The sequence below is a fragment of the Neptuniibacter sp. QD57_21 genome, assembly GCF_047778075.1.
Classification (GTDB): domain Bacteria; phylum Pseudomonadota; class Gammaproteobacteria; order Pseudomonadales; family Balneatricaceae; genus Neptuniibacter.
The window spans coordinates 2,064,452-2,078,956 of sequence record NZ_CP180549.1 but is presented as its reverse complement, the minus strand read 5'-3'; the positions used below and the strand labels follow the sequence as shown (position 1 = coordinate 2,078,956).

Annotated in this window: 14 protein-coding genes; 5 read left to right on the top strand and 9 right to left on the bottom strand. The window is 43.4% G+C overall.

The features are described from left to right. The first annotated feature begins 28 nt into the window (after positions 1–28). Positions 29–1,060: an HDOD domain-containing protein gene (locus ACMXYS_RS09265; RefSeq protein ID WP_415896326.1), complete on the top strand. Its 1,032-nt coding sequence runs from the start codon at positions 29–31 to the stop codon at positions 1,058–1,060. Between the two features lie 60 nt (positions 1,061–1,120). Here ACMXYS_RS09265 and ACMXYS_RS09260 read toward each other — a convergent pair whose 3' ends face one another. The 4 genes from ACMXYS_RS09260 to ACMXYS_RS09245 all read right to left on the bottom strand — a co-directional run bounded on the left by ACMXYS_RS09260 (position 1,121) and on the right by ACMXYS_RS09245 (position 4,887). Then, positions 1,121–2,845 (bottom strand): proline--tRNA ligase, encoded by a 1,725-nt coding sequence (locus ACMXYS_RS09260; protein ID WP_415896325.1) that lies wholly within the window; start codon positions 2,843–2,845, stop codon positions 1,121–1,123. 78 nt (positions 2,846–2,923) lie between these two features. Beyond that, positions 2,924–3,766 (bottom strand): mechanosensitive ion channel family protein, encoded by an 843-nt coding sequence (locus ACMXYS_RS09255; protein ID WP_415896324.1) that lies wholly within the window; start codon positions 3,764–3,766, stop codon positions 2,924–2,926. A 25-nt stretch (positions 3,767–3,791) separates the two neighbouring features. Further along, positions 3,792–4,271 (bottom strand): DUF523 domain-containing protein, encoded by a 480-nt coding sequence (locus ACMXYS_RS09250; RefSeq protein ID WP_415881433.1) that lies wholly within the window; start codon positions 4,269–4,271, stop codon positions 3,792–3,794. A gap of 184 nt (positions 4,272–4,455) precedes the next feature. Then, positions 4,456–4,887: a MaoC family dehydratase gene (locus tag ACMXYS_RS09245; protein WP_415881432.1), complete on the bottom strand. Its 432-nt coding sequence runs from the start codon at positions 4,885–4,887 to the stop codon at positions 4,456–4,458. Positions 4,888–5,106: 219 nt separating this feature from the next. Between ACMXYS_RS09245 and fabV the strand changes: the two genes are divergently transcribed. Further along, on the top strand, positions 5,107–6,300 hold the full coding sequence (gene fabV, locus ACMXYS_RS09240; RefSeq protein ID WP_415881431.1) for an enoyl-ACP reductase FabV: 1,194 nt from the start codon (positions 5,107–5,109) through the stop codon (positions 6,298–6,300). Between the two features lie 81 nt (positions 6,301–6,381). Here the strand turns inward: fabV and ACMXYS_RS09235 are convergent, their stop codons facing one another. Together ACMXYS_RS09235 and ACMXYS_RS09230 are read right to left on the bottom strand one after the other, a co-directional pair. Then, positions 6,382–6,855, bottom strand: coding sequence for an FKBP-type peptidyl-prolyl cis-trans isomerase (locus tag ACMXYS_RS09235; RefSeq protein ID WP_415881430.1), 474 nt, complete (start codon positions 6,853–6,855; stop codon positions 6,382–6,384). Positions 6,856–6,935: 80 nt separating this feature from the next. Continuing rightward, complete coding sequence (locus ACMXYS_RS09230) at positions 6,936–7,586, bottom strand: hypothetical protein (RefSeq protein WP_415881429.1); 651 nt, start codon at positions 7,584–7,586, stop codon at positions 6,936–6,938. 298 nt (positions 7,587–7,884) lie between these two features. On the opposite strand from ACMXYS_RS09230, the gene ACMXYS_RS09225 reads away from it, so the two are divergent. After that, complete coding sequence (locus ACMXYS_RS09225) at positions 7,885–8,121, top strand: hypothetical protein (protein WP_415881428.1); 237 nt, start codon at positions 7,885–7,887, stop codon at positions 8,119–8,121. Positions 8,122–8,189: 68 nt separating this feature from the next. Here ACMXYS_RS09225 and ACMXYS_RS09220 read toward each other — a convergent pair whose 3' ends face one another. Both ACMXYS_RS09220 and ACMXYS_RS09215 read right to left on the bottom strand, forming a co-directional pair. Beyond that, on the bottom strand, positions 8,190–8,750 hold the full coding sequence (locus tag ACMXYS_RS09220; RefSeq protein WP_415896323.1) for a hypothetical protein: 561 nt from the start codon (positions 8,748–8,750) through the stop codon (positions 8,190–8,192). Positions 8,751–8,941: 191 nt separating this feature from the next. After that, entirely contained in the window at positions 8,942–10,537 is a 1,596-nt protein-coding gene (locus ACMXYS_RS09215; protein WP_415896322.1) for an isocitrate lyase, read from the bottom strand. A 175-nt stretch (positions 10,538–10,712) separates the two neighbouring features. Here ACMXYS_RS09215 and ACMXYS_RS09210 point away from each other — a divergent pair, with 175 nt between their 5' ends. Both ACMXYS_RS09210 and ACMXYS_RS09205 read left to right on the top strand, forming a co-directional pair. Then, positions 10,713–11,648: a LysR family transcriptional regulator gene (locus tag ACMXYS_RS09210; RefSeq protein WP_415881424.1), complete on the top strand. Its 936-nt coding sequence runs from the start codon at positions 10,713–10,715 to the stop codon at positions 11,646–11,648. A 614-nt stretch (positions 11,649–12,262) separates the two neighbouring features. Next, positions 12,263–13,735 (top strand): AAA family ATPase, encoded by a 1,473-nt coding sequence (locus ACMXYS_RS09205; RefSeq protein WP_415881422.1) that lies wholly within the window; start codon positions 12,263–12,265, stop codon positions 13,733–13,735. A 61-nt stretch (positions 13,736–13,796) separates the two neighbouring features. Here the strand turns inward: ACMXYS_RS09205 and ACMXYS_RS09200 are convergent, their stop codons facing one another. Then, a complete protein-coding gene (locus tag ACMXYS_RS09200) occupies positions 13,797–14,471 on the bottom strand; it encodes a DJ-1/PfpI family protein (RefSeq protein WP_415881421.1) in 675 nt (224 codons plus the stop codon). Positions 14,472–14,505: the final 34 nt, after the last annotated feature.

The following is a 14,505-nucleotide window of genomic DNA, read 5'->3' as shown; positions in this document are numbered from 1 at the left end:
AGTGATATGTTTTTGTCTTGGAGTAGGTATGTTTGCCAAATTCAAATCAATTTTTGGCTTTTCAAATGATGAAAGATCAGAAGAAGTCAATCAGCCGCAGTCATCAATGGTTGACGGTTCTGAAGATAACGCTTGCGCTGTAACTGATGATGCTCCAAAGGTAATGGAACATTCCCGTGAATTAACGCTTTCATTTATTAGTAATCTTTTAGGTGTAAGATCATTAGGTACTGAAGAATCGCACCAACAGGAGCGTATCCTAAGGGCCTCATTAGATGAAGAGATGGTGGGGTTGAGTGAAGAATCAATTCCCAAATTATCGAAAAATGCTTTATTGCTGATGAATGATCTGGTTAACCCGGATACTCCTCAATCGAAAATTGTTTCTGCTATTAAAGAAGACCCTGCCTTAGCTGGGAAAGTGATCTCTATCGCTAATTCTCCCGCATTTGTCGGATCAGGTGTTGTGATTCAAGATTTAGAGCACGCATTAAGTATGCTAGGTCAGCAGCGTTTAAGGGATGTAGTGTTATCTTCTTTGGTTGCTGACAAGTTCCAAATTGATAGTTTTTATTTTGAGACCTTCGGTAAGGCTTTGTGGGATCACTCTTCAGAGGTTGCCAATAATGCCAAAAAGATTTGTGAAAATCTGGGAGGAAATCCCAGTTTAGCGTATTTTGTTGGTTTGATACACGATGTTGGTAAATTGATCATTTTTAAAAAATTGATTGAAATACATGCTGTTGAAAAGCAAGAACCGCACCCTGAGGTTTTTAGTCATCTTTTAAGTGATTTTTCTCATGCGCTAACAAGACGTGCGTGTGAAGTATGGGAACTGCCAGAGCATTGGTGTCAGCCAATTACTGACTTCCAAATGGCAACAGAAAATGATCTTAAGCGGCCTGAATCAATAGCGTTGTTCTTGGCGAATGCCTATGCTGAACTTCATGCTTTGTATCGTGAGGGTGAGATCACAGAGTTTGAGTTGGTATGGCGTTTACAACAGACAGGCTCGAATATTGATGATTTTAGACGGTTATATCCTCAAGAAGAGGATTGATAGAAGAAAAAACGGGCGCTAAGCCCGTTTTTTTATGGAGCAATGATCTGAAAAATAATCTTACAGATTGATACGCTCAGCTAGTAGTGGTAACACGCCATCTACTGCAACGTCTTGTTTCTCGTCGTCACGACGGCCTTTGTATTCTAAAGTGCCTGCTTCGATACCACGAGGAGAGATAACCACGCGGTGTGGGATACCCATAAGATCAGAATCAGCAAACTTAACGCCAGGGCTGGTCTTCTTATCACGGTCATCCATGATTACATCGTAACCTGCCTGCTTTAGTTCATTGTAAAGCTTGTCAGTTAGTTCGCGTACTTCATCAGACTTATCGTATTGAAGCGGAATTAGTGCAACGTGGAATGGAGCGATCGCTTCTGGCCAGATAATACCGCCGTCATCGTGGTTCTGCTCAATCGCAGCTGCAATGACACGGGTAACACCGATACCATAACAGCCCATATCCATTACTACAGACTTACCATTTTGATCCAAAACTTCAGCGCTTAGGGCTTTTGAGTATTTCTGACCAAGCTGGAAAATGTGACCTACTTCGATACCACGTTTGATGACAAGTGTACCTTCACCACATGGGCTCGGATCACCTTCAACAACGTTACGAAGATCTGCGACTTCTGGTAGATCAACATCGCGATTCCAGTTGATACCAAATAGATGCTTGCCGTCGATGTTAGCGCCAGCACTGAAGTCAGATGTTTTAGCAACCGTACGGTCAACAATCACTGGGATGTTTAAGCCAACAGGGCCAAGAGAGCCTGGGCCAGCACCGATTAGATCACGGATCTGTTCTTCTGTAGCAAATTCTAGAGGTTCAGCAACTTGTGCAAGTTTCTCTGCCTTGATCTCGTTTAACTCGTGATCACCACGAACCAACAGAGCAACAAAATCTGCTTCGCACTCTTCAGATGCTGCAACGATCAACGTTTTAACTGTTTTCTCAATTGGTTGATCAAACTGTTCAACCAATTCATCAATTGTTTTCGCATTTGGCGTATCTACTGTCGTCATCTCAACAGATGGCGCTGCTAGATCGCCTTCAGGAGATAGTGCTTCAGCTAATTCTACGTTTGCTGCGTAATCGCTAACATTAGAGAATGCGATGTCATCTTCACCAGAGTCAGCAAGTACGTGGAACTCGTGAGAAGTAGCACCACCGATTGAACCTGTGTCCGCAAGTACAGGACGGAAATCCAAGCCTAGGCGGTTAAAGATGTTGGTGTAAGTTTGGTGCATTACATCGTAAGTCTGTTGAAGAGATTCCTGACCTACGTGGAAAGAGTATGCGTCTTTCATGATAAATTCACGGGAGCGCATTACGCCAAAGCGAGGGCGAATTTCGTCACGGAATTTCGTTTGGATCTGGTAAAAGTTTGCAGGAAGCTGCTTGTAGCTTTTGATCTCACGACGGATAAGGTCAGTGATTACCTCTTCGTGCGTAGGGCCTACACAGAATTCACGGTTGTGACGATCATTAACGCGCAGTAGCTCAGGACCGTAAAGCTCCCAACGGCCAGACTCTTCCCAAAGCTCAGCAGGCTGAATTGCTGGCATTAGAACTTCCATCGCACCGGATTTGTCCATCTCTTCACGAACGATACGCTCAACTTTGCGAAGCGTGCGAAGGCCAAGCGGCAACCAGTTATAAAGACCTGAAGCAACTTTACGAATAAGGCCTGCTCGAAGCATCAACTGGTGGCTGATGACTTCTGCATCGGATGGCGTTTCCTTAACGGTGGATATGAGATACTGGCTAGTGCGCATACTTTTACTCAATCAATTTTAAATTCGTTTCAAATCGCCACATTGTAGGTGGCTGCAGTGGTGCTGCCAAGGAAAAAACTACTCAGCAGCTGCATTTTTCAATGTAACTTCCCGTTGAGGGAATGGGATTTCTATATCAGCGGTTTGAAGTGCTTTAAATACAGCTAAATTCACTTGATATTGCACTTCAAAATAGCGGTCCGTTGGCACCCAATAACGATAAGCAATATTTATAGAAGAATCGGCAAAGGCTTCGATGCCAACTTGTGGCGGTGATTCTTGGGAGAGTTCATCAAACTGGGCTAAAGATCGTTTGATTATTTGAATCGCAACTTCTGGATCTGCACTGTAGCTAATACCTACAGAGGCTTCGACAACTTTATTAGCGAATGAATTGGTGATCACTTCGCCGACGATGTGCTTGTTTGGAATTGTAATGATCTCGCCGTCTTCTGTGGCCAGTAGGGTATGTGCGAGCTTAATCTCTGTTACGACACCAGAAATATCGTTAATCGTAATTGTATTACCGACGACAAAAGGGCGGGTCAAGATAATGGTGAAACCTGCACCATAATTGGAGAACACGCCTTGTAGAGCTAGTCCAGCGCTTAGAGATACGGCACCGATTGCTGCCACAAAAGGCGCAACGCTGATACCAAATTTACCTAAACAAATCACCAATACCATCGCTACGATTAGCAGCTTTACGGTACTGGCTATAAATAAGCTCAGGGTAACATCAACGCTATTCTTTTCGCATAGCTTAAGAGCGAACTTGCCTATTGATCGAGCGACAATCAGGCCGATCAAAAAGATGATGATTGCGCCAATTACCTGAAAACTGTAATTGACGAAAAAATCTATGACCATATTTGTTAAACGAGTAATGGTTTCTAGCTCGTTTTGAATCTCTTGCTCCATCAATAGGCCTCTTAACTAATTCGTTTCAGGCCGTCATCCTTTCAGAATCTTCGATAAAAGCAAAGAGTTCAGGCAGTTCTTTTTCACTGAATACAGGGATGCCGTTACGCATTAATTCAGCTGCGGCTACACCTGAGCCTTCAACGAGGTTGCCGGAAAAATTACCGTCATAGATACGTTTGTTGCCGCAAGAAGGGCTTTTAGCCTTCATAAGCGCGCAAGCGACACCTTCGCGTTTGGCAATTTCTAAGGTTCTTTCAGCACCTGATAAAAACTCAGGCGTAACGTCGTTGCCATCTTGTGTGGTGATCAGAATAGGGAATTTGCACTGAGTTTCTGCTGGTGGGCGCGGTGTGCTTAAGCCACCAGCGACTTCAGGGCAGATAGGGACAAAGCGGCCTTCCTTGTGCCAACGCTGCAATGTTGGGTGGTCAATTAAGTGATGGCCGCCATCATAGCGTACGCGATCACCTAGCATGCAGGCGCTAATTAAAATCTTCTTCATGGTAGTCCATTTTTGTTGTTATTTTTTTGCTGGCACATTCTACTCATGGGTAGAAGGATCGCAATCGACTAAAGTCTAGAATTTAATCAATTCTATTGATAAGGATCATGAAAATTAGGAAGGGATGATAAATGTGGGGTAGGAGGCGCTAGCTTAGATAAAGCTAGCGCATAGAAAGAGGAAATTAAGCTTCTTTCTTATCTACCATAAAGGTTGCTGTACCTGTAGCAACAACTTTATCGCCCACAGTTACGTCTGTTTTGCACTTTACGCGTCGGCGACGTGTATCAATCTCTTCAACTGTTAGTGTAGCTTTCGCTGTGTCACCAATAAATACAGGCGCGCGGAACTTAATCTGTTGATCAACATAAATAGCGCCCGGCCCTGGAAGCTTAGTGCCTGCAACAGTAGAGATTAGCGCAGCACTGAACATGCCGTGGACAATACGCTTTTCAAATGGTGTTGTTTTAGCGTAATCATCATTTATGTGAACTGGGTTAGTATCACCGGAAATACCCGCAAACATGCACACGTCTGCATCAGTAATGGTTTTGGCAAAGCTATCGCTCATACCTACTTCTAAATCTTCTAGGTAGTAACCGTGTAGTTCCTGCATGGGGATGTTCCTTTAAATAGAATATGCAATCTGCGCATCATAACCAAAAGAAACCGCCTCTGCCTATTTATAAAATCAGTTAGTAACAATTCGTAAGAATTAATTATCTGGGTATATTTGGCCTGTGAATTAGGGATGCCGCATGAAACTGTCAACTTGCAATGAATTGCTGTATCTTACAGACCAAATTTTTCTAATGGATTTGAGACCCGTTTAGCCATGATTATCAAACCAAAAATTCGCGGTTTTATTTGTACTACTACTCACCCAACTGGCTGTGCAGCTAATGTGCGTGAGCAAATCGAATACACTCAGAAGAAGGGCGCTATTGAAAATGGCCCTAAGCGTGTTCTAGTAATTGGTGCATCCAGTGGCTACGGTTTATCTTCCCGTATCGCAGCAGCATTTGGTTCGGGCGCAGCGACAATTGGTGTGTTTTTCGAAAAGCCAGGTACTGAGCGTAAAACAGGTACTGCAGGCTGGTATAACTCTGCAGCATTTGATTCAGAAGCTAAGGCGGCTGGTCTTTACTCTAAAAGCTTGAATGGCGATGCTTTCTCTCACGAAGCCAAAGAGAAAACGATTGCGCTAATTAAGGAAGAGATGAAGCAGGTTGATCTAGTTGTTTACTCTCTAGCTTCTCCTGTTCGTAAAATGCCAGATTCTGGTGAAGTTATCCGTTCTTGCCTTAAACCTATTGGTGAGCCGTACAAATCCACAGCGATTGACACTAATAAAGATGTCATCATCAATGCTGAGGTTGAGCCGGCTACTGAAGAAGAGATCGCAGCTACTGTAACGGTAATGGGCGGTGAAGATTGGGAGCTATGGATGGACGCGCTTTCTGAAGCAGGCGTACTAGCTGATGGCTGTAAATCTGTAGCGTACTCTTACATCGGTTCAGATATTACTTGGCCAATCTACTGGGATGGTGCATTAGGTAAAGCTAAGCAGGATCTTGATCGTGCTGCTAAAGTAATCGATAGCAAGCTCAACGCAACAGGCGGTCAAGCGAACATTGGTGTTTTGAAATCTGTTGTAACTCAGGCAAGTTCTGCAATCCCAGTTATGCCTCTATATTTGGCAATGTGCTTTAAGGTAATGCGTGAACAGAACCTACACGAAGGTTGCATGGAGCAGGTTCAGCGTTTATTCGATACAGGTCTATACGGTGATACAGCAGAAATGGACGATACTAACCGTTTCCGTATGGATGACTGGGAGCTTAAAGAAGAAGTTCAGAATGCGTGCCGTGAAATCTGGCCTCAAGTAACGTCTGAGAACCTATTCGATCTTACAGATTACCAGCTGTATAAAGATGAGTTCTTGAAACTATTTGGTTTTGGCATCGACTCCGTAGATTACGAAGCAGATGTCAGCCCTGTAGCTGAATTTGATGTTAGCGATATTTAATCGTTTATACATAACAGGAAGCCAATTGGCTTCCTGTTTACTTTATATCTTGCCTCAATTTAGCATTCTGTCAGAGATTGTTTAGTTCTTAAAATCTAACAGTTCAACATCAAATATAAGCACTGACCCTGGTGTAATAACGCCAGCAGATCCATTTCCGTAAGCTAGATTTGATGGGATGTAGAAACGGTATTTGTCGCCCGTTGCCATCAATTGTAAGCCTTCTGTCCAGCCTTTAATGACTTGATTTAAACCAAATTCAATAGGCTCTCCACGATCGACCGAGCTATCAAACACTGTGCCGTCTATCAATGTGCCATGATAATGAACTTTAACTGTGGATGTGGCACTGGGCTTGGATGTTCCATCAGCCTTTTCGATAACCTTAAACTGTAAACCAGAACTTGTCTGGGTGACGTCCGGATCGTTTGTGTTTTCAGCTAAAAATTCTTCGCCAGCTTTCTTGTTGGCTTCTGCGAGTTTTAAATTATTTTGGCGACTAGTGTAGAGAAATAAAACGATGGCCAATATTAAAAGCGGTAGTACATATTCCATAAAGGCTGGGCTCTTGAAGGTGAGAAAAGCTCAATCTATAGCACAGACCATCAACTGACAAGAAAGTGTTTATGTATCTGCTAAAGCAATGCTTGTAATTGCTCTTTCTCTTCGGCGCTATAGTTCTGCAGTAGAGACAGTGTTTTAGGCGGTAATCTATCGGTTTCTTTGGTTATCTGTGCAAGGTTGAAATATAGATAGTCGTGCATCCACTGCTGATAACTCTGTAACCAGTCACACATGAGTTCTTCTGTAGAGGTTTCGTCTGCAGTAAAGCCCGCCTGTAAATCTTCTTCAGTGTATAGGTAGCCCAGTTTTAGATCATAATAAGTAGGGTTGTCTTTACAAAAATAATCGACAGAAACTCGATCAGAAAGCGCTTTGTGCAATATGTAACTAATACGGCTGACGGATAATGGGCCGGCGTTTAACGAGTTAATATGCTCGGTTACTTGATGTGAAAAGGACTCAATAGTGGAATCGCTATATAGCACTGCAGCCATAATCTGGTCGATTCTAAAGACAGCGACGATCTCTTTTTTGAGTAGCTTAAGATAGCGCGCTTTCTGATTGGCTGGCAGGAATTGTTCCAACATGTCTAAGTAAAATTGATCGATGCTGGAAATGCTCGGAGCCTCTTCGAGTGCCTTCATATGCTTTTTAATCTGCTCATGAACAGGGATCTGTTCTAGTGCGTTTAGGCGCTTTGGTGTATGTGTAACAGCGTGCATGACCGGCTCCGAGGTTATTTTCTAATATTCAATGCACAGCAAACCTAATGCCAGAATGTTTAAACGATTTATAATCAGTAGGTTGGCTGGTTGAAAAATGACCAAAGCTGCGGTGGGTGGGTAGATAGTTGCCGTTATTAACACCTAGTGGCATGTGAGGGGCAAAAAATAACCGAGCCATTTGAGGTTGTTGTTACCATCGTCAAAAACCGTCTAAATAGCAGCGGTTTAGTTTGTTTGATTGTCTAAAAAATTGGTATATTTCGTATCTAACTTCCAGCTTATCAAGGAAAATATATTGGACCTTAAACGAAAAGTACCGCTGCATTTGGACGCAGCTATACTGCTTGCGATTGTTTTCGTGTGCTCATTAGGTTTCAACCTGTTTCAGATGTACCAAGTTGTAGAGTTGAATAAAGAGACAAGCCAACAGGGGGTTCAGGCTGTGCTTGATCAAATGAATTTAGATGAAGCTTTGAAAAGGGTGAAGGTCTTAGAGCAGAGCTGTGAGCTGCAGGACGGCGAAACACAATAGTTTTATATCAGGCAATAAAAAGGACGCAATCGCGTCCTTTTTATATGTGTGAGGCTAGGGTGATGGGATCACTCGCTTAGCAAATTCACACAATCTTTATCGATGTCGTAATCGTAATAAGCCATGCCTAGTTTGTTTAGGTAATCCATTCGATCAGCGCTTTTTAGATCAATTTCTGGTGCTTCTAGGCCGCATTCTTCATAGATGCTGGCTAAATGAGCCAAATAAGCTTCGCCTTCTTTCACCATTAATAGACTCGCTGCGCCTACATCAGTTTTTACTCGGCTGTTTAGATCATCTGAAAGCGTCACTTCAAAAACGACAGGTTCTTCGTCGCCTTCAATACGTACTGAGCGGTTTCTAACAGTTTGTTCAGCCCAAAAGTAAGCTAACTCTTTGCTTTGTGTTAGGAATACAGGCTCGATGGTTTCGGTATAGCTATTACCGATTGTAGCCATTGTTTGTTTAGCAGCTTGTTTAAGCGCCTTGTCGCCAGAACGATTTAACCCCTGATCTTTGATTGATTCGACCAGCGCGGAAGATGTGCCATGGTACCAAGTGTTACTAGTGGCAAAACCCTGTTCGGTTAACAGTTCTTTAGCGTCTTTAAGAAAAGTAGGTGTAGTCATAATCTAAATCACTTAATCAGTTTGCAATTGAAAGCAGTAGGGGATTCTATCTTAAAAATCAAAATGAATCCTTTTTAACTTTCTAAGTATTTGTAGCAGGTATAAAAAAGGCGACACCTTAAAAAGGGGCCGCCTTTCTATGCAAGGTAGATGCCCTAGCTAGCTAGAACATTTGCCTTAGCTAGTATTGCTTAGCTGAACTGGTTAGAAGTGTTCTTCGCGCCGCCAGCTTTTAGAGCGTTCTCACCAGCAAAGTATTCTTTGTGGTCGTCGCCGATGTCAGAACCAGACATGTTTTGGTGCTTAACACATGCGATAGTCTGACGGATCTCTTTACGCTGTACGCCTTCAACGTAACCAAGCATAGCCTTCTCACCGAAGTATTCTTTAGCCAAGTTATCAACAGACAGTGCAGTCGTGTGGTAAGTAGGCAGAGTGATTAGGTGGTGGAATACGTTCGCTTCGCGAGCAGTATCAGCCTGGAACGTTTGAACGCGAGCGTCAGCAGCGTCAGACAGTTCTGAACCGTCGTAATCAGCAGACATTAGGTTGTCGCGGTCGTAACCAGAAACGTCTTTACCTTCAGCAGCCCATGCATCGTAAGTCTGCTGACGGAAGTTTAGAGTCCAGTTGAAAGATGGAGAGTTGTTGTAAACTAGTTTCGCATTTGGGTGAACCTTGCGAACGTCGTCCATCATGCCTTTGATTTCGTGAACTGTTGGTACAGCAGTCTCGATCCAAAGAAGGTCAGCACCAGCATTGATAGCTTCGATACAATCGAATACGCAACGCTCGTGGCCAGTACCTGCGCGGAACTGGTATAGACCAGAAGGTAGACGCTTAGGACGAACTAGCTTGCCGTTACGGCTGATTAGTACGTCGCCTTCAGCAGTATCTTCTGGAGCAACTTCTTCAACGTCTAGGTAAGAGTTGTAAACGTCGCCTTGGTCGCCTGGTTCTTTAACTACAGCGATTTCTTTAGTTAGGCCAGCACCTTCAGAGTCAGTACGAGCAACGATAACACCGTCATCTACACCTAGCTCAAGGAAAGCGTAACGTAGAGCACGTAGTTTAGCGTGGAAGTCAGCGTGAGGAACAGTTACTTTACCGTCCTGGTGACCACACTGCTTCTCGTCAGCAACCTGGTTTTCGATCTGTAGGCAGCATGCACCTGCTTCGATCATCTGCTTAGCCATTAGGTAAGTCGCTTCAGCGTTACCGAAACCAGCATCGATGTCAGCAACGATTGGCACTACGTGAGTTTCGTGGTTGTCGATCTGAGACTGGATGTCAGCTTCTAGAGCAGCGTCACCAGCTTCACGTGCTTTGTCTAGTGCACGGAATAGACCGCCTAGTTCACGAGCGTCAGCTTGACGAAGGAATGTGTAAAGTTCGTTAACAAGAGAAGCAACAGAAGTTTTCTCGTGCATAGACTGGTCTGGTAGAGGACCGAAGTCAGAACGTAGAGCAGCAACCATCCAACCAGATAGGTATAGGTAACGACGCTCAGTAGAACCGAAGTGCTTCTTGATAGAGATCAGCTTTTGCTGACCAACAAAACCGTGCCAGCAGCCTAGAGACTGAGTGTACTTAGTTTTGTCTTTGTCGAACTCAGCCATGTCGCGACGCATGATACCAGCAGTGTACTTAGCGATATCTAGGCCAGTTTTGAATTTGTTCTGAGCGCGCATGCGTGCAGCAGATTCTGGGTTGATTGCATCCCAAGGGCTACCAGCTTCAGCTTTAAGACCTGCAATGCTTTCGATGTCTTTGTTCAGTGATGACATGGTCATTCCTTCTATATTAGTTGCTAGCCAGTTTTCGGCTAACTCTTAAAAGTTTCGCAATCGATTCTAGTGCGGTTAACCCTATAATTGAAATAAATGCCTGTTATTTGCAGTATTTATCCTGTGAATAGGTCTATGGTATTATTACTGAAACACGCATGATTACGGCATTGATATGAATCTGGATAAAATCGACCTTAACCTTTTGGTGTATCTTGATATTTTGCTGCGGGAGCGTAATGTGACTCGATCCGCCAGCTTACTTGGGATTACACAGCCCGCTATGAGTAACGGTTTGCGGCGGTTGCGTGAAACTTTTGGTGACCCACTTTTGGTTCGAACCAGTGAAGGAATGGTGCCTACTGAGCGTGCTCAATCATTGCAGCCACTGCTTAGACAGATCCTTGCATCGGTAGAACAGGTTATAGAACCAACAACTGAGTTTGATGCTAAATCCAGTGATCGAGTCTTTCGTATAATGACCAGTGACTATGGTGAGGCAACACTATTACCCCGATTATTAAAGCGTTTGAACCGTGAAGCGCCTGATGTTGTTCTTGATATCTTAACGCCGAGTGATATGAGCTTTCTTGAAGTGGAGCAGGGCTTGGTTGATCTGGTCATCAACCGTTTTGATACTATGCCGCAATCCTTCCACCAAAAGACCTTATGGAAAGATTCGTTTTCGTGTTTGTTTGCCGTAGATAATCCCATTTCCCATGATTACTGTTTGGAAACTTATATTAGGGCAAATCATGTTTGGGTGAGTAAAACCGGCATGGGAGCAGGTATGGGTATCACGCCTGAAGATACCAAGCGGCTCGGTTGGGTTGATGAGGCATTAGACTCAATTGGCTATAAGCGCCATATCTCGGTATTCACTCGACACTATCAATCAGCTGCTTTGCTTGCTTCTCAGCGTGGTCTTATCGCAACTATTCCAAGTCGTGCTGCTTCTATCCAATCTGAAAACCCCAGATTAGTAGTGAAAAAACCGCCTTTTGATATTCCGGAATTTGAGTTCAAAATGGCTTGGAGCCCATTGCTACAACATAACGCTGCTCACCGTTGGATACGCCAGGTTATCTCTGATGTGGCTTCAGTTTCCTAAAGAACGAAAAGTTATAATTTTTTATAAATCTAATAAGGCGGTTTAACCGCCTTATTTTTTGCCTAATGATTCTTCAGGTATTGCGCATTCAATTGTTGGATGGAGCATGGCTTGCTTGGTCTTCTTTGTTTGCGGTATCGAAATTAGTCCAAAAAACAGCATAAAACCAATGTACCAATTAGCCGTTAGGAAAATCTGTGAATATGAAAGGTATTGTTCTATGACGTTGCCTTCCATTCTTGGGATATGCAAGTAAATCGAATATAGGTACCAAAACAATATTTGAATTACGATCAAATGATGAAACCATCTGAACATCGCTTTGAACTGTTCTACCAAGATAAATGATAAGAGTAGAAATGTTGAAGGTATGGCGATGGTTATATATCCGTGAAGCCCTAGAGTGTCACTTGAAAGGTATATAGCTATGCTGCTTAGCCATACTATTAAAGTCAGTAGTTTCATCGGAATTCCTTTTCTTTATTACAGCAATTAGGCTTGGATCCACTGTTTCAGTCAACAGGTCAAATGCCCGAGTTAACTATTTGATTTACTTTGCATAGATACTTACAGATGTAATAGAGTAATTCCTTTAGTTTAAATGGAGTTTAGGCATGGTACAGCATCAACTGGAAGTCTTAATCAAATCTGAGATCCCTCTAATTGTCATCGAAAGTACCGAGGAGAATCAGGTGGTTGATGTGCTGTTATCACTTAAGCCTGTGTATGAAAGGCCGCTATTCAAGTGGACTTTGACCGATGGCATTCAGCGAATTGATCGTGATCTCCCGCCGCAAAAGTTATTCTCGCAACCGACCGAAGCCCTAGCGCATATTAAATCAGTATCTACCCCTGGTGTTTACGTATTGGCGGATTTGCATCCGTTTTTGGATGAGCCTATGCACGTACGTTTATTGAAGGATATTGCGCTCAAATTTCATGAACTAGGCCATACGTTAATCTTGCTTAGCCACGCGTTGGAAGTGCCAGTTGAGATTATGAAACTTAGCGCCAAATTAGATATCGCTCTACCTGAACGTAGGGAGATAGAAAAAATTGTTCGAGAGGAAGCACAGAGCTGGTTGGCTAGTTCAGGCTCTAAAGTGCAGGCGAGTTCTGAAAACCTGCAGCTTTTGGTTAGAAACTTAACGGGTTTAACCCGATCTGATGTTCGGCGATTAGCAAGAAATGCAATTTTTGATGATGGTGCGATCACCACCAGTGATATCCCTGCAATTAACGAAACGAAGTATCAGCTATTGAGTGAGCAGGGGAATATGCATTTTGAATATGACACTGCACAGTTCTCTGATATAGCCGGTTTTAACGGACTTAAAAATTGGTTAAATGAACGAAAACCATTTTTTAACGGTGATAGTGGCGTTGGTAATTTACCCGCACCTAAAGGGATGCTGTTATTGGGCGTACAAGGTTGTGGTAAAAGCCTTGCGGCTAAAGCGGTTGCAGGTAGCTGGCATGCGCCTTTATTACGACTGGATTTTGGCGCCCTATATAACAAATTTTACGGTGAGACTGAGCGTAATCTTCGTGAAGCCCTACAAACGGCAGAGGTTATGGCGCCCTGTGTGCTTTGGTTAGATGAGATTGAAAAAGGGATCTCATCAGGAAGTGATGAGGGTGGCCCTGCGACACGCATGCTGGGTACCTTGTTGACGTGGATGGCCGAGAAAGATGCGCCCGTATTTATCGTAGCTACGGCGAATGATATTGAAGCCTTGCCACCGGAGCTTGTACGAAAAGGGCGTTTTGATGAGATCTTCTTTGTCGATCTCCCTAATGACGATATTCGTTTTAAAATCTTTGATATTCATCTGAAACGCCAAGGTGTCGATGTAAGCAACTTTGACTTTAAGCGATTGATTGAAGAAAGCGTTGGATTTTCGGGAGCTGAAATTGAGCAAGCAGTTATCTCTGCTTTTTATACCGCCCATGCCCAGAATGTTGAACTTGATCAAGCTCTACTGCATGCCGAGTTACGAAAGACTCAGCCCCTGTCTGTTGTGATGTCTGAAAAGATTGATTATTTAAGAGAGTGGGCTTCTACTCGAACGGTTTCTTGTGAGTAATATTTTCGTTGTTTATAAATGATGGAAGGCCCAGCAAATAAATTTGCTGGGCCTGAGTTAATTACAAAATAAATTTCTTAGTAGAAAAGCGTGTGTATTGTAGCGCCTCTGCTACTTCATTAGCTTTAGAGGCCGATGCTAATTTACTCAGAAGCACTAGCGCTGCTTGATAGCTAACTAAGCTGCCATTGGACGTAATCACATTACCGTCAATTACTACATTCTGATCGTATTGGACTTTTACATCTGGAAAGGTGCGAGCAAGATCCTTTTCACCGCCAGCCCAAGTTGTGGCCTTTAATCCATCCAACAGGCCTGCCTTACCAAGTAAGAAAGAACCGGAGCAGTTACTCGCCATCCATTCGGCGTTTTTAGCCGTGGTTTTAATGAATTGGATCAATTGGATGTTTTCGAGCAGTGGGTCCATGTCGTAACTAGAGGGTACGATTAGAACGTCTAGTTCAGGAGCATTACCGATCCAATAGGGGCTGTTTAAGCTTAGGCCCTCTTCAGTGGTTACCGCGGGCTTATTTTCAACATTGATAACGATAGGTGTGTAGTCACTAAACCATGTTTTTCTACTGGCGACGCCAAAAACTTCTAATGGTGCTGTTACATCGGATGTTAGAACACCATCAAAGACAAGAATGCCGATCTTCTTACTCTCGCCGAATGTTAGTTGACTTAAGAGTAGTAAAACCAGAGTTGCTGTTAGTCGTACAAATTGCTTTCTCATTTTTATCTCCGGAAAGTTAATTGCGACCATTTTA